At 53.9% G+C, this 18,997-nt stretch carries 16 protein-coding genes and 4 pseudogenes; 17 read left to right on the top strand and 3 right to left on the bottom strand.

Going from position 1 to position 18,997, the window contains the following annotated elements; translation table 11 throughout:
• Positions 1 to 223 precede the first annotated feature (223 nt).
• Entirely contained in the window at positions 224 to 1,423 is a 1,200-nt protein-coding gene (mltF, locus tag BCA33_RS09215; RefSeq protein WP_368087233.1) for a membrane-bound lytic murein transglycosylase MltF, read from the top strand.
• Positions 1,387 to 1,737 (top strand): hypothetical protein, encoded by a 351-nt coding sequence (locus BCA33_RS22760; protein ID WP_368087232.1) that lies wholly within the window; start codon positions 1,387 to 1,389, stop codon positions 1,735 to 1,737. Before mltF ends, BCA33_RS22760 begins: the two co-directional genes overlap by 37 nt.
• A 34-nt stretch (positions 1,738 to 1,771) precedes the next feature.
• Here the strand turns inward: BCA33_RS22760 and BCA33_RS09210 are convergent, their stop codons facing one another.
• Positions 1,772 to 2,257, bottom strand: a complete 486-nt coding sequence (locus BCA33_RS09210) for a regulatory protein RecX (protein WP_071265175.1) — start codon at positions 2,255 to 2,257, stop codon at positions 1,772 to 1,774.
• A 186-nt stretch (positions 2,258 to 2,443) separates the two neighbouring features.
• On the opposite strand from BCA33_RS09210, the gene BCA33_RS09205 reads away from it, so the two are divergent.
• A complete protein-coding gene (locus BCA33_RS09205; RefSeq protein ID WP_071265173.1) occupies positions 2,444 to 4,903 on the top strand; it encodes a DUF349 domain-containing protein in 2,460 nt (819 codons plus the stop codon).
• Between the two features lie 12 nt (positions 4,904 to 4,915).
• On the opposite strand, the gene BCA33_RS09200 is transcribed toward BCA33_RS09205, so the two are convergent.
• The gene (locus BCA33_RS09200; RefSeq protein WP_071265172.1) at positions 4,916 to 5,179 is read right to left on the bottom strand and encodes a late competence development ComFB family protein; all 264 of its coding nucleotides are present in this window, start codon (positions 5,177 to 5,179) and stop codon (positions 4,916 to 4,918) included.
• 212 nt (positions 5,180 to 5,391) lie between these two features.
• On the opposite strand from BCA33_RS09200, the gene BCA33_RS09195 reads away from it, so the two are divergent.
• The 5 genes and pseudogenes from BCA33_RS09195 to BCA33_RS21670 all read left to right on the top strand — a co-directional run bounded on the left by BCA33_RS09195 (position 5,392) and on the right by BCA33_RS21670 (position 12,036).
• A complete protein-coding gene (locus BCA33_RS09195; protein ID WP_071265171.1) occupies positions 5,392 to 6,600 on the top strand; it encodes an acetyl-CoA C-acetyltransferase in 1,209 nt (402 codons plus the stop codon).
• 31 nt (positions 6,601 to 6,631) lie between these two features.
• Positions 6,632 to 8,781: pseudogene (locus BCA33_RS09190) on the top strand (3-hydroxyacyl-CoA dehydrogenase NAD-binding domain-containing protein).
• A gap of 352 nt (positions 8,782 to 9,133) precedes the next feature.
• Positions 9,134 to 11,249: pseudogene (locus tag BCA33_RS09185) on the top strand (carboxy terminal-processing peptidase).
• Positions 11,249 to 11,500: a hypothetical protein gene (locus BCA33_RS21675; RefSeq protein WP_254774293.1), complete on the top strand. Its 252-nt coding sequence runs from the start codon at positions 11,249 to 11,251 to the stop codon at positions 11,498 to 11,500. The pseudogene BCA33_RS09185 and the gene BCA33_RS21675 overlap by 1 nt, the downstream one beginning before the upstream one ends.
• Positions 11,501 to 11,526: 26 nt before the next feature.
• Positions 11,527 to 12,036, top strand: a complete 510-nt coding sequence (locus BCA33_RS21670) for a helix-turn-helix transcriptional regulator (RefSeq protein WP_254774292.1) — start codon at positions 11,527 to 11,529, stop codon at positions 12,034 to 12,036.
• On the opposite strand, the gene mtnA is transcribed toward BCA33_RS21670, so the two are convergent.
• On the bottom strand, positions 12,025 to 13,104 hold the full coding sequence (gene mtnA / locus BCA33_RS09175) for an S-methyl-5-thioribose-1-phosphate isomerase (RefSeq protein ID WP_071265170.1): 1,080 nt from the start codon (positions 13,102 to 13,104) through the stop codon (positions 12,025 to 12,027). The genes BCA33_RS21670 and mtnA overlap by 12 nt on opposite strands.
• 138 nt (positions 13,105 to 13,242) lie before the next feature.
• Here mtnA and BCA33_RS22755 point away from each other — a divergent pair, with 138 nt between their 5' ends.
• The 9 genes and pseudogenes from BCA33_RS22755 (at position 13,243) to rdgC (ending at position 18,989) form a co-directional block, all read left to right on the top strand.
• Complete coding sequence (locus BCA33_RS22755; RefSeq protein WP_368087231.1) at positions 13,243 to 13,452, top strand: hypothetical protein; 210 nt, start codon at positions 13,243 to 13,245, stop codon at positions 13,450 to 13,452.
• Between the two features lie 5 nt (positions 13,453 to 13,457).
• Positions 13,458 to 14,581: pseudogene (locus BCA33_RS09170) on the top strand (TRZ/ATZ family hydrolase).
• 35 nt (positions 14,582 to 14,616) lie between these two features.
• A complete protein-coding gene (gene ubiG, locus BCA33_RS09165; protein ID WP_071265168.1) occupies positions 14,617 to 15,333 on the top strand; it encodes a bifunctional 2-polyprenyl-6-hydroxyphenol methylase/3-demethylubiquinol 3-O-methyltransferase UbiG in 717 nt (238 codons plus the stop codon).
• On the top strand, positions 15,323 to 15,985 hold the full coding sequence (locus tag BCA33_RS09160) for an HAD family hydrolase (protein ID WP_071265166.1): 663 nt from the start codon (positions 15,323 to 15,325) through the stop codon (positions 15,983 to 15,985). The genes ubiG and BCA33_RS09160 overlap by 11 nt, the downstream gene beginning before the upstream one ends.
• A 67-nt stretch (positions 15,986 to 16,052) precedes the next feature.
• Positions 16,053 to 16,801: pseudogene (locus tag BCA33_RS09155) on the top strand (YciK family oxidoreductase).
• Positions 16,801 to 17,034 (top strand): glutaredoxin family protein, encoded by a 234-nt coding sequence (locus BCA33_RS09150; protein WP_071265164.1) that lies wholly within the window; start codon positions 16,801 to 16,803, stop codon positions 17,032 to 17,034. Before BCA33_RS09155 ends, BCA33_RS09150 begins: the two are co-directional and overlap by 1 nt.
• A gap of 13 nt (positions 17,035 to 17,047) precedes the next feature.
• The gene (gene yaaA, locus BCA33_RS09145) at positions 17,048 to 17,818 is read left to right on the top strand and encodes a peroxide stress protein YaaA (RefSeq protein ID WP_071265162.1); all 771 of its coding nucleotides are present in this window, start codon (positions 17,048 to 17,050) and stop codon (positions 17,816 to 17,818) included.
• Between the two features lie 24 nt (positions 17,819 to 17,842).
• A complete protein-coding gene (locus BCA33_RS09140; RefSeq protein ID WP_071265160.1) occupies positions 17,843 to 18,043 on the top strand; it encodes a DUF2788 domain-containing protein in 201 nt (66 codons plus the stop codon).
• A gap of 19 nt (positions 18,044 to 18,062) precedes the next feature.
• Complete coding sequence (rdgC, locus tag BCA33_RS09135) at positions 18,063 to 18,989, top strand: recombination-associated protein RdgC (RefSeq protein WP_071265158.1); 927 nt, start codon at positions 18,063 to 18,065, stop codon at positions 18,987 to 18,989.
• The last annotated feature ends 8 nt before the right edge of the window (positions 18,990 to 18,997 follow it).

Raw genomic sequence — 18,997 nt, 5'->3', positions numbered from 1 at the left:
TATCATACTTGAAAGCGTTGCAGGGATACAGCTCCGGAAAGGTTATTCCGCTAGCGTGCATTTGACATTATTTTGCACAGTTAATGACCAACTTGATTGACCCCTCTTGCAGCAGCATGGATCATTGGTTGGTGAACATGGAGTCCACACCCGAAAAGACACCGGATGCCGCCAGCCATTTTGCGTGCATCCCGATGATCCAGCGGTAACGGAGAACAGGGACTTGCCAAGAATCCTGACTGCATATAGTGCAGCGATGACCTACACATCACTCCTCGCCTGCATGCTGATCTTAGCTCCGCTAGCCCTCACGGGGTGCAGCCAACCCAGTACGTTGCAGGAAATTCGCAACGAAGGCGTGTTGCATGTAATCACCCGTGTGGCGCCCTCCATTTACTATGAAGGGCGCGAAGGCCCTACCGGTTATGACTATGAGTTGGTCAAACTCTTCGCAGAGGAACTTGGCGTCGAACTCCGGTTGCGGGTTGCCGAAGACAACACGGAAATACTGTCTGTACTTTCCCGGGATTTTGCGCATATCGGGCTCGCCGGTCTTTCTACCCAACCATTGTTCGAAAACCAGTACACAGCGGTTCCTACCGGCATCGCAGCCCAGTCAATCGTTGTTTACAATCGCGATGTAGACCGCCCAAAGACACTTGCAGATCTCGCTGGGCAAACCCTTCATCTGGTGCCAGACAGCAATCATGAGCACCAACTTGAGACTCTCACCGGCGAAGCTTCAAACATCTCCTGGCAAGTTCATCCAGGTTTGGATGCTGCCGGCATTCTTGCACGAGTAGAAACTGGTGAACTCCCATACGCTATCGTCTCCTCCAACGAACTTGACCTAAACCACGTATTTTTCCCCCAGGTTAAGCAAGGGTTCGCTCTTGGCGACGCCAAAGAGCTGGCATGGCTATTCCCGGCAAGCCAAGACGACTCACTGGTAGGCGCTGCAAAAACGTTCCTTAAAAAAGTGCACACAGACGGCACCATCGCGCAGCTTTCCGAACGGTTCTACGGCCACCTGGATCACTTGAACTACGTGGGCGCGCGCACCTTCATGCACCACGTAAAAAACCGGTTGCCCAGCTACGAGAGCTTGTTCAGGAATCACGCCACCGTATTTAATATGGACTGGCGCCTGCTCGCCGCCATTGGCTATCAAGAATCACACTGGCGACCCAATGCAGTTTCCCCAACTGGGGTGCGCGGACTGATGATGCTGACACGCAACACCGCAAACTATATAGGCATTAATAACCGCCTGGACGCTGAAGAGAGCATTCAAGGGGGGCCAAATATTTCCGCATGGTTCACAAGAGAATCCCCAAGCGCATTGCCGAGCCAGATCGCACCTGGTTTGCTCTCGCCTCCTATAACGTGGGCTATGGACACCTGGAAGATGCCCGCAGGCTGACAAAAGGTGCCGGCAAAAATCCTGACCGATGGCTGGATGTGAAGGAGTTCTTGCCACTGTTAGCGCAGAAAGAATGGTACAAAAAGACCCGTTATGGGTATGCCCGTGGCCACGAACCTGTTCTCTACGTGCAAAATATTCGCCGTTACTACGACGTGCTTGCGCGACTGATGGAACCGACAGAAGACATTGCCGATAAAGACTCTTCGTTAGTGGATTTGGGGCAGCCCCCCGAAAGCGAGCAGACTAAAGAAGGAGCAGACATGCGTGCCGGATTATCCCCAGAACTGGGAATGATACCGCCAACACTCTAGTCGTTAGTGGTGCTCAGGCAGTAGTTAGTAGTGCTCAGGTGGCAAAATCGTTTGGTTCACTGACCTCAAGCGCACGCTCCACCTGGTTTGCCCTGAATCCCCTGCGGGTAAGAAAACGAGCCTGACGCATTTTTTCGTCCCAGTTTCCACTCAAGTCAGACAAGCCAAAACGTTTATCCCTTAGTAAAAGCGCATTTCGGATCCAGTCCGTATCCGTAAGTTCATCAAGACAGGCCGGCATTTGGTGTATACCTCTTTGTTGCAGCTCCGCTAGCACTTTCAGGGGGCCATAACCCAGGTCAATACGCTGGCGCGAATACACCTCCGAAAAGCGATCGTCATCCAGCCAGCCTTCCCTCTCATAGTCATCCAGCACCCGCGAAATAACCGAACCGTCCAGCTGGCGCTGTCGTAACTTCAGAGTCAGCTCCTGCCGACTATGCTCACGGCGGGCGAGCAACCTCAAGGCAACCGAGCGTGCCTTGTAGTCCTGATCATCGCTATTTTCCTGTTTTGCCATTCAGCCCTTCCCGCAAACGCTCACAAAACGCTAGACTAGCCGCGCATTTAATATCGTTGGTGCCGTTTCCTAAACTCCCGACGGCAGTATCCGGCTCTCTGCGCCCATATTAAAGAGAGCCGATGGCCGGTTTCGGCATACTTTGCCCGACACCGTAGATTGGTTTCAATCCTTAAGGACATCTTCATGGCTGCATTCCTCCAGAAACTGTTTAAGTCCCGCAAACCCGCCGCGCCCGAGCGTAAAGTGCCAGCTCGTGCTCAGCCCATAGCTGCGCCAGTGGAGGATAGGCGGGCAGAACTGCGAGAAGAGCAGCTTCAGGCCCTTCAGGCCACACCCACCCAGGAAGTTGCAGCCAGCCTCGCTGTTGAGGGGTTAACCGCTGACACCCGAATCAGGGCAGCCGAATTATTGGTAGACGAAGAGCTCATTCAGCGCGTCCAAAAGCAGGCAAAGGGGAGAGACAAAGGCGTATACCAAGTGGCGCGGCAAAAGCTACAGGTTATCCGAGAAGAGCAGGCCCGACAGGAGAAAATTTCCGGAGCCATTGCATCTTTGATCAGCCATGCCCGAGACCAAGCAAAAAGCGACGACACCAAGCTGTACGGGGCTCGTTTGGACACACTCCTCAGCCAATGGGCCACGGTAGAGGCCAATGCAACACCAGAACAACTGAGTGAGTTCCTTGAGTCAGTACTCCGTTGCAGAGAACGGCTAGCCGATCTACAGGCAGCTCAGGATGCACACAAGCACGAGCGTGAACAGCAACTTCAGCGTGAGGAAACGCTGGAGCTGATAGCTCAAACCTTGAATGATCTCCGACAGCAACCCACAGAGACACTCGCCTCGCTTGCCTCGCTGGACGCTCTCCAGAAAACCCAGGAAAACCGGTGGTTGGAAGCAACCCGTGAGACACACGTTGAAAAGCAGCAGCAGAAAACCTACGAAGCCTCCATGATGGCGCTGCGAAATTATACCAATGCCGTGCGCCACATCGGCCAGGCGAAAGAGTCACTGCTGGCAATCTCGGCAATGGATGTTCACGACGCGACAGTTGAAGACCAAAAACGCGCGTCGGATATGCTGAACGAGATTAATTGGCCAGCAAGTTTCCCTGCCCCGGATTTACTGGAACCCGCACGCAAACTGGCAGGAAAGCCCAAAGCGCCTACTAAAAGCAGCGAGGATCACAAGCAGCAACAGGTATCTTCAGAGAGCCTAAAAGCGACTCTGGACCAACTGGAAGAAGCCCTTGAGGCAAAGCAGCTCAAGGATTCCCGGCAGCTGCTGAAAACTGCTCAGCAATATTTGAAATCCCTGGATCACCGCCACAGCAAGAACTTTCAGGCCCGAATGCAACTGCTTACAGGCCAGCTCAGGGAGTTGACAGACTGGCAGGGGTTTGCCACCGAGCCAAAACAAATCGCACTTTGTGAACAGATGGAATACCTGGCGGAACAGCTTATAGAGCCGGAAGCGAAATCCGAGCGCATTAAAGAGCTTCAAAAAGAATGGCGAGAGCTGGGTGGCTCGTCAGACCGTGTTTTATGGGCGCGCTTCAAGCAGGCGTCTGATAAGGCCTATGAACCCTGCAAAACTTATTTCAAGGCAAAGTCTGGCCTGAAACAGGCAAATCTGGAAAAACGTAAGGCTATCTGCACTGAGCTGGAGCACTTTGTTAATGCCGCAGACTGGAGCGCCATTGACTGGAAAGCTGTCGAGCACATCCTGCAAACCGCCCGCCAGGAATGGAAATCTGCCTGGCCAGTCGAGTTTCGAGATAACCGACAGGTACAGAAGCGGTTTGATGAGTTGCTTAAAAAGCTTGAGGCACCCATTGACCAAGAGCGCCTGAAAAATGAAGCATTGAAACTGGCAATTGTTGAACAGGCTCAGGCGCTGACTGAACACGAGCCTTTGCAAGAGGCCATGAACAAGGCGAAAACACTTCAGTCAGACTGGAAAGCCGTAGGCATTACTCGCCACAGAGAAGACCGGAAGTTATGGCAGGCATTTCGCAAGGCCTGTGACGAGATATTTGCGCGCCGGGACGCCGAGCGTTCAGAACAGCAACAGGCAACGAAGAACGCGGATACCGAGGCTGAAGCTCTGCTTCAACAAGTTGCAGGTGTAAACTCTGAGCAAGACGAGCAAACTCTGGAGCAAGCTGTTATTGCGCTCCGCAGCCTCGACGCGTCCAAAACGTCGGCGGCGGCAAGAGAGCAAATTCAGAAAGAAAAGCAGCGGTTAAGCCAAGCTGTTTCCGCACAAAAACTCAAAGCCGGTATCGCCGAATGGCAAACGCTTGTGCTTGCCCGCACGGAAGGCAGCGTGTCAACGGAAGCCCTGCCAACCAAATGGACGGCACTTGCACAGCGGCTGGGCGAACTGAACGATCAGGAGATTGTCATTCGTGCGGAAATTCTCGCAGGCATGCCATCGCCGGAAGCAGACCAGCAAAAACGCATGGAAATACAGGTTCAGCGGCTAACCGAAGGAATGGGGTTCACCGAAAAAACCGACAATGCCCTCCAAACTGTTGAGGGATTGGTGGCTAGCTGGTGCGTCAAGCCGGCTAACGAAGGTGCAGACCTACCGTTGGCAAACCGGTTGAACAAGGCGCTGGATAGCCTCATCGTCAACTGAGCATTCTGAGCTCTACTCCCGCTGATGTTCCCTGACAAAATCCCTGGCACTCTTAACGGCGGCCAGGGATTTGTCTTTCATGCCCCTGAGTTCTTCGTCCGCCAAATAGAACATCATATCAATGGTGTGCCTGTAATAGCGGGAAGGTAGCCTGTTCAAGGCCACACACATAACGTCAGTCAGAAAATCTGCGGTATCCCCCGGCTCTCTGGTCGCAGCAATAGCGTCCACGACCAAACGTTCGTAAAAGTTATCTATGGCATCTCTGAAAGACATGGCTCTGAGCCTCCTGTATCCAGTTGAGAGCACCTCACAAATCTTTGCCTCTACTCTACAAACATAGAAGTCGCAACCTCGCCTGTCACTGCCCCTGAGCAATTTCGCCAATCCGATTGGCAGGCCGCGTCATTACCCACACAGCTATCAACGGGCTATGGTGACGGTTCTCGCAAGTAAATCCCTAAGCAATAGTTATCAGAGGATAAGCAATGACCACCGAGGCGTATATCTTCGATGCGGTCCGCACTCCACGAGGGCGCGGAAAGAAAGATGGGGCACTGCACAGTGTTAAGCCCATTACACTGCTAACCACAGTGCTCAATGCTCTGCAACAGAGAAACAACCTGGATACCTCGCAAGTAGATGATATTGTTCTTGGTTGCGTTACCGCCGTGGGCGACCAAGGTGCTGATATTGCCAAAACAGCTGCGCTTGCCGCGGACTGGGATGAGAAAGTATCTGGCGTTACCCTGAACCGATTCTGCGCCTCAGGTCTTGAGGCCGTTAACCTGGCAGCCATGAAAGTACGATCTGGCTGGGAGGACCTGATTGTTGCCGGCGGCGTGGAGTCTATGTCTCGTATCCCCATGGGCTCTGATGGTGGCGCCTGGGCGATGGACCCGCATACCAACCTGCACACCGGCTTTATGCCCCAAGGTATTGGTGCCGACCTTATTGCCACACTGGACGGCTTCAGTCGTGAAGACGTTGACGGCTTCGCGGTGAAATCCCAGCAAAAAGCGGCCAACGCGTGGAAGAATGGTTACTTTGCCAAATCCATTGTGCCGGTTACCGACCAGAATGGCGTCGTGATTCTCGAACGCGATGAACATGTCAGAGGCGACACCACCGTAGAATCCCTTTCCGGCCTTAGGCCTTCCTTTCAGATGATGGGCGAAATGGGCTTTAATAGCGTCGCCCGTGAAAAATACCATTACGTGGAAACCATCAACCACGTGCACCACGCAGGCAACTCCTCCGGCATGGTCGATGGTGCAACTGGCTTACTGATTGGCAGCGAAGCAAAAGGTAAAGCCCTGGGCCTGAAGCCACGCGCCCGCATTGTGGCCACCGCGGTTACCAGCACCGACCCAACTATCATGCTCACCGGCCCGGCCCCGGCCACCCGCAAGGCATTGGAAAAGGCCGGTATGACCGTCGACCAAATAGATCTGTTTGAAGTAAACGAAGCCTTTGCCTCTGTGGTGATGCGCTTCCAGAGGGAACTCGCGGTTCCTGATGAAAAAGTGAATGTGAATGGCGGCGCAATCGCTATGGGTCACCCCCTGGGTGCGACCGGTGCAATGATTGTCGGCACTCTACTGGATGAGCTGGAACGTCGTGATTTGCGCTTTGGTCTGGCGACTTTGTGCGTCGGCGGCGGCATGGGCATTGCCACCATCATTGAGCGGGTCTGAACCCACACCTTTTCTATCAGGAGAACCGATTATGAGTGCCATCCGTTACGAAGTGGGGGCAGATCAGATTCTGACCCTGACCATCGATATGCCTGGGCAGTCCGCGAACACCATGAATGCGGCATTTCGTGAAGCTCTGGGTGAGACGGTCAACAAGGTTCAGGGCGACCTGGACAGCATTCGCGGCATTATTGTTACCTCTGCCAAGAAAACATTTTTTGCCGGTGGCGACCTTAAAGAAATTCACAAGGTTACCCGCGACGACGCGCAAGCGTTTGAAGACATGGTCAACTCCATGAAAGCCCAGATGCGGGCACTGGAAACCTGTGGTAAGCCGGTTGTGGCTGCTATCAACGGCACTGCACTGGGTGGCGGCCTGGAAATCGCCTTGGCCTGTCATCACCGCGTCGTTTTGAACAACGACAGCATTCAACTGGGCCTGCCTGAAGTAACACTTGGCCTACTGCCTGGCGGCGGCGGCACCCAGCGCCTGCCGAGAATGATTGGCCTGGAAGCGGCGTTCCCGCTCCTGATGGAAGGCAAAAAATTAAGCCCCAAGCTGCTCTGAAAGCCGGAATGATTGATGAACTGGCCGACTCAGCGGATGACATGATCGCCAAAGCAAGGGCATTCATTGATGCCAACCCTAAATGCCAGCAGCCATGGGACAAGAAAGGCTTCAAACTGCCAGGCGGTGCGCCCCATCATCCTGCCATGGCACAAAAGCTGGCGATTGCACCCGCCATGCTTAAGCAGAAAACCAAGGGCTGTTACCCCGCGCCTGAGCGCATTATGGCTGCGGCCGTTGAAGGGGCACAGGTAGACTTTGATAACGGCAGCCTGATCGAGACCCGCTATTTTGCAGAATTGGTAACGGGCCAAGTCGCCAAGAACATGACCGGCACCTTCTGGTTCCAGCTTAATGATATTAACGCCGGCGGCAGTCGCCCGGATGGCGTAGAAAAAGAAACCTTTAAAAAGGTCGGTGTTTTGGGCGCTGGCATGATGGGCGCTGGCATTGCTTACTCCACTGCCAGCCGAGGCATGGAAGTGGTGCTTAAAGACGTTTCTCTGGAAGGCGCTGAGAAAGGCAAGAACTACTCAGAAAACCTGCTGGTGAAAAAAGTCAGCCGCGGCCGAATGACCGAAGAGAAGAAAGCAGAGATCCTGGGACGTATCAAAGCGACCGCTTCTGCCGCCGATCTGGAAGGCTGCGACCTGGTTATCGAAGCTGTATTTGAAGACAGCGACCTGAAAGCAAACGTGACCGCAGAAGCCGAACCAAAGCTGGTTAAAAATGGCATCTTTGCTTCCAACACCTCAACCATCCCCATCACTCAGTTGGCCAAGGCCTCTGACAAGCCAGAAAACTTCATCGGGCTGCACTTTTTTTCGCCCGTAGACAAAATGATGCTTGTGGAGATCATTGTTGGTGAGAAAACATCGAATGAGACTCTGGCCAGGGCCTTCGATTACGTTCAGCAGATTGGCAAGATCCCGGTGGTTGTTAATGACAGCCGCGGCTTCTTCACCTCCCGCGTGTTCGGCACCTTCGTTAACGAAGGCATCTGCATGCTCGGCGAAGGTATTCACCCGGCCAGCATCGACAATGCGGGCTTACTGGCAGGCATGCCGGTTGGCCCTCTGACGATCAGTGATGAAGTCAGCTTAACGCTGATGCAGCACGTTCGCGATCAGAGCAAAAAAGATGTAGAAGCAGCTGGCGGCACTTGGACTGCACACCCCGCAGAAGCCATTATCGATCAGATGGTTAACGACCACGGCCGTAAAGGTAAATCTGCCGGCGCGGGTTTCTACGAATACCCCGCCAAAGGCAAGAAGCACTTCTGGCCAGAGCTTGAAACCCTCTATGTGAACCAGGAAAAAGCCAACCAGGTAAAACTGCAAGATCTGAAAGATCGCATTCTGTTCATTCAGGCGATTGAAACCGTTCGCTGCCTGGAAGAAGGCGTGTTACGCACCGTAGAAGATGCCAACATAGGCAGTATCTTCGGTATTGGATACGCCCCTTGGACTGGCGGCGCCATACAGTTTATTAATCAGTATGGTGTGAGACAGTTTGCAGAGCGTGCCAAGGAATTGGCAGTCGCTCACGGCGAGCGCTTTGCTCCGCCGGCGCTGCTGCTTGAACATGCAGAGCAAGAAAAACCGTTCACTTAAGGTGACAAAATGGCGGAGGACCACCCCCTCCGCCGCATTCTCTATCTACAATACTCAAACCCGTCCGTGCCCAACTCCTACCACCGCGCCCACCCTCCGGTTCAATCCAGCTAAAACTATCTGAAAAACAACAACTTTTCAGTGAAAAGCCGAAATATTCATGGACAGATTGTCACGAACCGATACGCCGTGCCTATAGCAACGGGTGTAGCCCTTGCCTACAATAAATCAACAAGCCCACGGGTTAACCGATTCCAGATCTGTCTGGCAGGTACCCAGCATCGTCAGGTATGCCTATATGACCATCGCGGAAAAAACATCTATCCGTCACGCGCCTTTTAGAACTGGCTGGATGGGTGTGTGTAAAGCGCTCACCGTTGCCCTTCTATTATCAGCGCCGTTTGGAGCGCAGGCAAAAGCTGCCGAACCGGAAACGTATACACCGGTCGCACCAACTATTGACCAGGCACGAGCCAACATTCTCATTGCGAGACAACTGCAGTTCACCCATTTCCGCGACCTGGGCATTAGCGACAAACTTTCCGGCGATGTGTTTGACGCCTACCTGAACTACCTGGATGGTCAGCGCGTTTATCTGACTGGCAGCGACGTTGAAGCACTCAAGAAGGTCAAATCCCGGTTAGGCTCGGCCCTCAAAACTGGCCAACTGCAGCCCGGGTTTGATATCTACAACCTGGTCCAACAGCGTGTTATAGAGCGCCTTCAGTTTGCCTTGGACACCTTGGACGCTGGCATTGAAAACCTGACGTTTACGTCTGACGAAAGCATTTTGCTTGATCGCTCTGAGGCCGAGTGGGAGCCAGACACGCAGGCGCTTGATAAACTGTGGAACAAACGCATTAAAAACGCCGTGCTTGCCCAACGCCTCAACGGAACCGACGACGATGCCATCACAGAATCTCTGAAGCGCCGCTACGAAGGCCAGCTAAAACGTGCATACCAGGCTCGCAGCGAAGATGCCTTTCAGGCGTATATGAATGCTTTCACCGGTATGTGGGACCCACACACTTCCTACTTTTCGCCACGCACCTCCGAAAACTTCAACATCAACATGAGCCTTTCGCTGGAGGGTATCGGTGCGGTTCTGCAGGCAGACAACGAGTACACTAAAGTTGTCAGACTGGTTCCAGGTGGACCAGCCTCAAAGCAAGGCCAACTTAAGCCCGCCGACAGAATTGTTTCAGTGGCGCAGGACGCGAAAAGCCGGTGAATGTGATTGGCTGGCGCCTGGATGAGGTGGTCGATCTTATCCGAGGTCCACGCAACTCAGTGGTTACGCTTGAAGTAGTGCCAGCCAGCTCAACCGACGAAACCCTGACCAAATCTATTGCCATCAGTCGAGATGAAGTCAAGCTGGAGGAGCAAAGCGCCAGCAAAGACACCATAGAGCTTGAGCGCAATGGTAAGGAATACACCATTGGCGTGATTACCATCCCCACGTTCTACGCCGATTTCCGGGCCATGCAGGCAGGCGACCCCAATTACAAGAGCACCACCCGCGATGTGCGAAAGCTGATTACAGAACTGCAGCAGGATGGCGTAAACGGCTTGGTGATAGACCTTCGCAACAATGGCGGCGGCGCCTTGCACGAAGCCAATGACTTGGTTGGCTTGTTTATCGATACCGGACCTACCGTGCAAATTCGCAACTCGAGCAATGAAGTGCAGGTGCTTACCGATAACGATGCCTCGGTCGCCTACGATGGGCCTTTAGTGGTGCTCACCAACCGCATGAGCGCCTCGGCCTCCGAAATTTTCGCTGGCGCGATCCAGGATTATGGCCGCGGCCTGGTTGTTGGCTCGCAAACATTTGGCAAGGGCACAGTGCAGGCCGTTCGCCCGCTTAACCATGGCCAGCTCAAGATTACCCAATCGAAGTTCTACCGCGTATCCGGGGGATCAACCAGCATAAAGGCGTGATCCCGGATATCGAAATCCCCTCACGTATCGACAAAACCCGTATCGGTGAAGATGCACTGGATCATGCCCTGCCCTGGGATCAGATAGATGCCGTTCCGCATACCCGATATTTCGATTTCAGCAGCATCATTGACGATCTCCGTAAGCGTCATGAAAGTCGCTTTGCCAGCAGCCCGGAGTTCAGCCTGCTTCAGCAAGAAATCAATTTCCTGAAAGAGCAACGCCAAAGGGAAACTGTGAGCTTGAACCTGGACGAACGCACTATCCAGCAGGAACAGATCGAACGCACCAGGTTGTCCATTGCCAATGCGCGCCGTGAGCTCCGTGGCGAGGATACTTTTGAGTCTATCGATGAGCTTGAGGACTGGCAGGATCAACAGGCCGCAGATCTCGGGTCTACTGACGAAGAGCTGGATTTCGTGATTCGCGAAGGCGGCGATATTATGGCAGACATGCTGGAGCTGGATAAGCGCATGGCCTCCATCCTTACCCCACAGCAGTTCGCGGCTCAGGCTGAAGCCCGGTAATGGTTCAGAAAACTGACAAGCAAGTGTCCAGCGACCCGGAGAATCAGAACAAGGCTCGGGCGCTGCAGGACATGCTGTTGGATGCGCTTCACGCCATGCGCTCTCAAGAAGAAGTAGATGAACTACGCAAACCCGCAGCTTCAGAAAAAGCCCCGGAAGGCATTATTGACCGGTTAGCCAGCTTGACCGGGTCGGCCTTCCGGTTCGGGCTCGCGCCACAGACACATCGTTGCGAGTGGGCCGGGCACTGATTAACTCCCAGGACCAGCTCCGTGCCATGCTCGCTGCAGGCCAGTCCTTAAAGGATATACGGGAAGTGGCCGGGCTGACCTTATCCGAGATGAGCGAAGCGCTCGATCTTCGTGACAAGTCCGTTCTTGAAGCCATAGAGAACGGCACGGCTACGCTTTCTTTTGAGTTGATCCTCCGGCTGACCGCGCTCATCGCACGGAACGACCCCATCCCTTTTATCATGCGCACCACCCGGAATTACAATCCCGAGGTCTGGCAAATCCTGAACGACTGGGGCGTGGCCAGAGTGCCGTTGCAGTTTGAGAGGGAGCGGGAGTTTATCAACATCTTTCGCCGCCACGACTCTGCACGAACCCTCTCAGATGAAGGCTTCCGCAAGGTACTGGAATTCACCCGGCAGAGCTTTGAGATGTCACTACACTTCGCGGAAGATCAGGAAAAGCAGGTGGCGGAGCTGCGCGAAAGTTTTGCCAAACAAAATAACGAACTGGCAGACACCAACGCTACCACCGAAAAAAAGCCGTCAACCAAATAGCCTGTACATTCCCGCAATATCCGGATTCCGCACCACGCCTTTTTCCGTAACGATCACATCAATCAGGCTTGCAGGCGTTACATCGAACACCGGGTTAAATACCGACACACCTTCCGGCGCCAACGGAACCCCACGCACCTCTCGAAGCTCAACGCCGTTCCGCTCTTCAATAGGGATCTGGGCACCTGATTTCAGCGACATATCCACGGTGCTAGTGGGCGCCACGACCATAAACCCAACGTTGTGATAACGCGCCAGCACCGCGAGGCTATATGTACCAATTTTATTGGCAACATCGCCGTTGGCAGTAATCCGGTCCGCGCCAACGATGACCCACCGCACCTCACCCGATGCAAGAATTGCCGCTGCAGCGCCATCCGCATTCAGAGTCACCGGAATACCGTCCCGCATCAATTCCCAGGCCGTCAGTCGGCTGCCCTGTAGCCAGGGTCGGGTTTCATCTGCATAAACCTGCTTCAACAGGTTTTTCTCATGCAGCCGGCGAATAACACCTAGGGCAGTGCCATATCCACCCGTTGCAAGCGCACCCGTATTACAGTGGGTAAGAACCGAGATAGGCGACGTGTTATCGGCGCCCACAGAAAACCCCATCGCACCAAGGGCGTGATCTGCCATTGCCAGGTTGGCCGCAAGGTCTTCCTGGTGAATGGCAATCGCTTCATCCTCTAGCCGTTTCTGCGCTTCGCTGAGGTCGCCGCAAGCACCAAACACCCGCTCCATTCGCTGCAAGGCCCAGAACAGATTCACTGCCGTTGGCCGCGAGGCGGATAATTCACGGATAGCCTGTTTAATTACAGCTTGCCAGCCTTCGTCACTGGCATGCCGGGCAGCCAGTGCCACACCGTACGCTGCGCTGATACCAATGGCCGGCGCGCCGCGAACAACCATGTCCTGAATGCACAGAGCCACACCAGACGCGCTTTTCAAGGTTACCCATTGCTCCTGAGCTGGCAAAAGGCGCTGATCAAGCAGCTCCAGGCTACCGTTATGCCATTTAAGAGCGACCGTTCCTATGGCCGGGGATGTCGATTCCTTAGTATTATTCATTGCCTGACTCTCGTTTCATAACACTGAAAACCGCCAGTATAACGGTTATACTTCCGGCCTACATTCCATTGTCCGGCGCCCGAGAGCACTTTTCTCGTGCTCAAATTTACGTGTGGCCGGCACTGCAAGGCAGGGTTAATGACGGCAGATACCATCACCGCAGCTGATATTCGCATCAACGCCCGTTGGTTGATTCCGATTGAGCCCTCCGGGGTGGTGCTTGAGCATCAGGCCGTTATCATTCAGGGCTCCAAAATTGCGGCGGTGTTACCCGTGGCGCAAGCAGATCGTGAGTTTCGTACTCGGGAGACCATTGACCTCCCCCACCATGTTGTAATGCCCGGCTGATCAACATGCACGGCCATGCGGCCATGTCACTGTTTCGTGGCATGGCAGATGATCTTCCCCTGATGACTTGGCTGAACGATCATATCTGGCCGGCAGAAGGCCAGTTTATCAGCGAACAGTTTATTGCCGACGGCACGCAGTTGGCCATGGCAGAGATGCTAAGAACCGGCACGACCACCTTCTCGGATATGTATTTTTTCCCAGAGATTGTGGCCCAAATGGCCCACGATACGGGTATGCGGGCACAGGTCTGCTTTCCGCTGTTGGATTTCCCGACCCCATGGGGCTCTGGCCCGGATGAGTATCTGAACAAAGGCGAGGCACTGATCGATCTTTGGAAAGGCGACGACTACATTATGCCCGCCATTGGTCCTCATGCACCTTACACCGTATCTGACGAACCCTTGGCCAAGCTGTCGCGCTCTCCAAAAAAACAGGGGCGCGCATTCAAATCCACCTGCATGAAACCGAATTTGAAGTGGCGGATGCCATGGAAAAGCAGGGGAAACGCCCTATTGAACGCCTTGCAGAACTTGGCGCTCTTGGTGCCAACACCCAGTGTGTTCACATGACCCAAGTCAGCGACTCAGACATCACCCTGCTTGCAGGCACAGGCGCACACGTTATCCACTGCCCCGAATCCAATCTCAAGCTCGCCAGCGGCATGTGCCCCACCCATAAACTTATGCAAAGCAGTGTGAACGTTGCTATAGGAACGGATGGAGCTGCCAGCAACAACGATCTGGATCTGTTTGGCGAAACCCGTACCGCCGCCATGGTGGCTAAAGTGGCCGCCAACGATGCAGCCGCACTGTCTGCTCACCAAGCCCTTCAGATGGCAACGCTCAATGGCGCCAAGGCCTTAGGCCGGGACCACGACCTGGGTTCATTGGTGGCCGGCAAGTTGGCCGACATCATAGCGGTTGATCTTAGTGATCCGTTTATTCAGCCGGTTTATGACCCTGCATCCCATCTTGTTTACAGCAACCACGGCCGCGCAGTAAGTCATAGCTGGATTAATGGCGTACCTCAGGTACAGGATGGCAAACTGACGCGTATAGATGTCCCAGATCTTATGCTTCGCGTTGAAGGCTGGGCCACGAAGATCCGCCAGCACCAGGCTGACTAACTGAATTCCGACAGATTGATCAGGCAGAACGCAACATGACAAACCAGAACGTTGATCGTAACGAAATCGCCAAGTTTGAAGCCTTGGCCAGCCGCTGGTGGGATCCCACCAGCGAGTTCAAACCATTGCACGATATTAACCCGTTACGTCTGAACTATATCGACGAACGCGTATCTCTCGCTGGCAAGCGCGTTGCAGACATAGGCTGTGGCGGCGGCTTACTCTCAGAAGGAATGGCCCTGCGTGGTGCCCACGTAACCGGATTAGATATGGGCGAAGCGCCTTTGGCCGTTGCACGGTTACATGGCCTGGAAAGCGGAATCAAGGTGGACTATCAACAAATCACTGTTGAAGAGCTAGCCCGTGACCCAGAGCATGCTGGTCAATACGACGCCGTTACCTGTCTGGAAATGCTGGAGCATGTACCCGACCCAGCTTCTGTGATCAAAGCCTGCTCTACCCTGCTCAAGCCCGGCGGACACCTGTTTGTATCTACCATCAACCGTAACCCCAAGTCTTTCCTTTTTGCGATTGTTGGTGCCGAGTATGTATTAAACATGCTCCCCAAAGGCACACACGAATGGAAGAAGTTTATTCGGCCATCGGAAATGTCCGATTACCTTCGCCACGCAGGGTTGGATGTGCGTGAACTGACCGGTATGACCTATAATCCCATCACCCGCTCCTACAAGCTAGGCCGGGACGTAGATGTAAATTATTTGATGCACGCCCGGGATACCCGTGAAGACTGAGCAACCCTCAACCGTTCTGTTTGATCTGGATGGCACACTGATCGACACAGCGCCAGACTTTATCCGCTGCCTGAACGAGCTGCGCCAGCAACACGGGCTCCCGGCACTACCGGCAGAGCACATACGCCGATCTGTGTCCAACGGTGCCCGCGCCATGGTGCGGATAGGCTTTGGGCTAGAACCTGATCATCCGGATTATCTCGGCAAACACACGGCGTTTCTGGACATGTACGAGGTGGGAGTCGCCGTTGAAACCCGTCTTTTTGACGGCATGGACACGCTGCTTCACTCACTGGAACAGCGGGGAATCCCTTGGGGAATCGTTACCAACAAGCCGGTACGTTTTGCGGCTCCGCTGGTTCAGGCGCTTGGCCTTGCAGAACGCTGCGCTTCGCTGGTCTGTCCGGATCACGTCACTGATCGTAAACCCCATCCGGAGGCCTTGTTTCTGGCCTGCCAACAAATCGGTGCAGATCCTGCCCGAGCGGTGTATGTAGGCGACCACGAGCGAGACATAAAGGCAGGCCGTAATGCGCGTATGAAAACCATCGCCGTGCGTTATGGCTATATAGAAGAGCCAGAGACCGTTGACCTATGGCAAGCAGACATCATTGCCGACACCGTGAACGATCTCGCAAAGCTGTTACAATAGCGCCCTTCTGAAACGGCCGAACGTTGACACACTCTGATGAACCCCCAGTCTGCTACGGAGACAGGTTATGCAAGATTACCAGGCACCCGCTGATCTTCTGAAAGACCGCATCATATTGGTAACCGGTGCGGGCAGCGGAATCGGCCGTACCGCCGCAAAAACCTATGCTGCTCACGGTGCAACCGTGGTTCTTGTTGGGCGAACCGTGAGCAAACTGGAATCGGTCTACGACGAGATCGAAGCCGCCGGGCACCCGAAACCGGCCATAGTTCCAATGAATTTTGAAGGTGCTGCCGTAAAAGACTACGAAGAACTGGCCATGACCCTGGAAGACAACTTCGGGAAGCTCGATGGCCTGTTGCACAATGCCGGTATCCTTGGCGATCGCAGCCCTGTGGAAATGTACGACCCGGAAACCTGGAACAAGGTCATGCACGTGAATGCCACGGCGCCGTTCCTGCTCAGCCGGGCAATGATTCCCCTGCTGCGCATGTCCGATGCAGCATCGGTCATCTTCACATCCTCCGGTGTTGGCCGCCAAGCTAAAGCCTACTGGGGCGCCTACGCAGTCTCCAAGTTTGCCGTTGAAGCCTGAGCCAACTCCTGGCCGATGAACTGGACGATGATCGCCACAACGTGCGGGTAAACAGCCTGAACCCAGGCGCTACCAGAACCAACATGCGGGCCCATGCTTACCCGGCAGAAAACCCACAGCAGAACCCAACACCGGAAGAGCTCATGCCGGTCTATTTGTATCTGATGGGCAGTGACAGCATAGGCGTAAGCGGCCAGCAAGTGGACGCCCAATCAAAATAATGGAATTGCTTTTTTACACCACGCCCCAATGCCATCTGTGTGAGCTTGCAGAAGCCTTGCTGGTGAGTACGCCCATGCCGGCGCCGATACCCGTGGATGTGGTGGATATCGCACAATCAGAAGAGTTGGTAGAGCGTTTTGGCACGCGAATTCCTGTGCTGCGGCGCAGTGATACCGGGCAGGAGCTCGACTGGCCGTTTACCCGTGATCAGTTACTCACGTTTCTGCAATGAGGAATTATCCAACATGTTGATGGTTATCTCACCCGCTAAAACCTTGGATTATGAGAGCCCCCTGGCAACGGAAACCTTTACCAAGCCAGACTTTCTCGATGATGCCTGCGAATTAATTGATCAGCTAAAAGAGCTGGAGCCCCACCAGGTTAGCAACCTGATGAGCATCAGCGACAAGCTGGGTCAATTAAACGCCGAGCGCTTTCAGAGCTGGCACACGCCCTTCTCTGCAAAGAACGCGCGCCAAGCTGTCTTGGCATTTAAAGGTGACGTCTATACGGGGCTGGGTGCCGAAAGCTTTGGCGAGCAAGATTTCAGCTTCGCCCAGGCACACCTGCGCATGTTGTCCGGGTTGTACGGCATTCTCAAACCGCTTGACCTGATGCAGCCATACCGGCTGGAAATGGGCACAAAGTTCGAGAACAAGCGCGGCAAGGATCTATACGCGTTTTGGGGTGACCGTCTCACCCAGGAAATAAATCGGTTGTTGAAGAATGACGACGGAGTGCTGGTAAACCTGGCCTCGAATGAATATTTCAAAAGCCTGAAGAAGAAAGACCTTGAAGGACAGCTGATCACCCCCCAATTCAAGGATTGGAAAAACGGTCAGTACAAAATAATCAGTTTCTACGCCAAAAAAGCCCGCGGCCTCATGTGCCGCTATGCCATCCTGAATCGTATTACCAATGCAAACGACCTCAAGAATTTTAACCTTGATGGCTACTATTTCAGCGAAGACCAGTCCGACAAGAACAACTGGGTTTTCCTGCGGGATGAACACTAACCCTGAGTATGTTCGGAGCAAGTCATGAATGAAGCAGTCTTTTCCCAGATCGCCATGCTGGTGTTTCTGACAGGCCTTATTGGCTGGATGGGCTTTATCGTCTGGGATCTGGCCAAAAAATCACAGGCTGGAAAATTTGGTACCATCGCCCTTTTTACAGTACTGGGGGCCGGTGTGATTGGCTTTATCGTCAAAACAGTACTCGTAGAGATCATGCAAATATGAAAGACAAGGATCAAACCTGATGTGGTTTCGCAATGCCCGCGTTTTCCGTTTTACCAAGCCGTTCGATATTTCTGCTGAAGAGCTGGAGGAAAAGCTCAACGCAGATGCATTCAAGCCTTGTGGCCCACAAGAAACCGCTCGCCAAGGCTGGGTTCCACCTCTTGGCAAGCACGGTGAGCTGCTTGTTCACAGTGCCAATGGTTATCATCTAATCGCCTTGCGCAAGGAAGAGAAGATTCTGCCAGGGCCTGTTGTGAAGGATGCGGTTGAAGAAAAGGCCGAGGCCATTGAAATTGAGCAGGGGCGTAAGGTTCGTCGCAAAGAAAAAGACGAAATCAAAGAACAAGTGATGCTGGAAATGCTGCCCCAGGCATTTTCGCGTAACCGCCGAAGCTTTGCTTATCTGGCACCGAAAGACGGCGTTCTGGTTGTGGATGCCAGCTCCGCAAAACAGGCCGAAGACCTGGCTTCAACCCTGCGTAAAAGCTTGGGCTCCCTGCCCGTACGCCCGCCAGTTCTGGAACAGGCTCCAATATTCACCTTTACCAGCTGGCTGAATGAAACCATCGACTTGCCCGGCACCGTGGTGCTCGGCGATGAGTGTGAACTGAAAGACCCTTCGGAAGACGGTGGTGTAGTCCGCTGCAAAGGGTTAAACCTAAAAGCAGACGAAATCCTTAATCACCTGAATGCGGGGATGGAAGTGACCAAGCTGGCCCTGACCTGGGACGACAACGTATCGTTCGTTCTGGATGAGGAGATGGGCATTCGCCGTCTGAAGTTTGGCGAAACGCTTCAGGATCAACTCGACGACGTGGATGTGGATGACGCTGTGGCAAAGTTTGATGCAGCCTTCACCATCATGACCCTGGAACTGTCCAAGCTGATTCCAGGCTTACTGGAAGTCTTGGGCGGCGAAGACCGTTCGGCCATCGTCGAAGAGTAATCCCCCAC

This window comes from Marinobacter sp. AC-23, assembly GCF_001858325.1.
Taxonomy (GTDB): Bacteria; Pseudomonadota; Gammaproteobacteria; order Pseudomonadales; family Oleiphilaceae; genus Marinobacter.
Note: the sequence above shows the minus strand (reverse complement) of the source record. Positions and strands in the feature narration are given on the sequence as shown.

Excerpts from the sequence above, each read along its gene's own strand:
- BCA33_RS21670 (WP_254774292.1), top strand. The coding sequence starts at position 11,527 with ATGCTCGCTGCAGGCCAGTCCTTAAAGGATATACGGGAAGTGGCCGGG.
- BCA33_RS09150 (WP_071265164.1), top strand. The coding sequence starts at position 16,801 with ATGGAATTGCTTTTTTACACCACGCCCCAATGCCATCTGTGTGAGCTT.
- BCA33_RS22755 (WP_368087231.1), top strand. The coding sequence starts at position 13,243 with ATGACGGCAGATACCATCACCGCAGCTGATATTCGCATCAACGCCCGT.
- BCA33_RS09210 (WP_071265175.1), bottom strand. The coding sequence starts at position 2,257 with ATGGCAAAACAGGAAAATAGCGATGATCAGGACTACAAGGCACGCTCG.
- BCA33_RS09195 (WP_071265171.1), top strand. The coding sequence starts at position 5,392 with ATGACCACCGAGGCGTATATCTTCGATGCGGTCCGCACTCCACGAGGG.
- BCA33_RS09200 (WP_071265172.1), bottom strand. The coding sequence starts at position 5,179 with ATGTCTTTCAGAGATGCCATAGATAACTTTTACGAACGTTTGGTCGTG.
- yaaA (WP_071265162.1), top strand. The coding sequence starts at position 17,048 with ATGTTGATGGTTATCTCACCCGCTAAAACCTTGGATTATGAGAGCCCC.
- BCA33_RS09205 (WP_071265173.1), top strand. The coding sequence starts at position 2,444 with ATGGCTGCATTCCTCCAGAAACTGTTTAAGTCCCGCAAACCCGCCGCG.
- BCA33_RS09140 (WP_071265160.1), top strand. The coding sequence starts at position 17,843 with ATGAATGAAGCAGTCTTTTCCCAGATCGCCATGCTGGTGTTTCTGACA.
- mtnA (WP_071265170.1), bottom strand. The coding sequence starts at position 13,104 with ATGAATAATACTAAGGAATCGACATCCCCGGCCATAGGAACGGTCGCT.
- rdgC (WP_071265158.1), top strand. The coding sequence starts at position 18,063 with ATGTGGTTTCGCAATGCCCGCGTTTTCCGTTTTACCAAGCCGTTCGAT.
- ubiG (WP_071265168.1), top strand. The coding sequence starts at position 14,617 with ATGACAAACCAGAACGTTGATCGTAACGAAATCGCCAAGTTTGAAGCC.
- BCA33_RS21675 (WP_254774293.1), top strand. The coding sequence starts at position 11,249 with ATGGTTCAGAAAACTGACAAGCAAGTGTCCAGCGACCCGGAGAATCAG.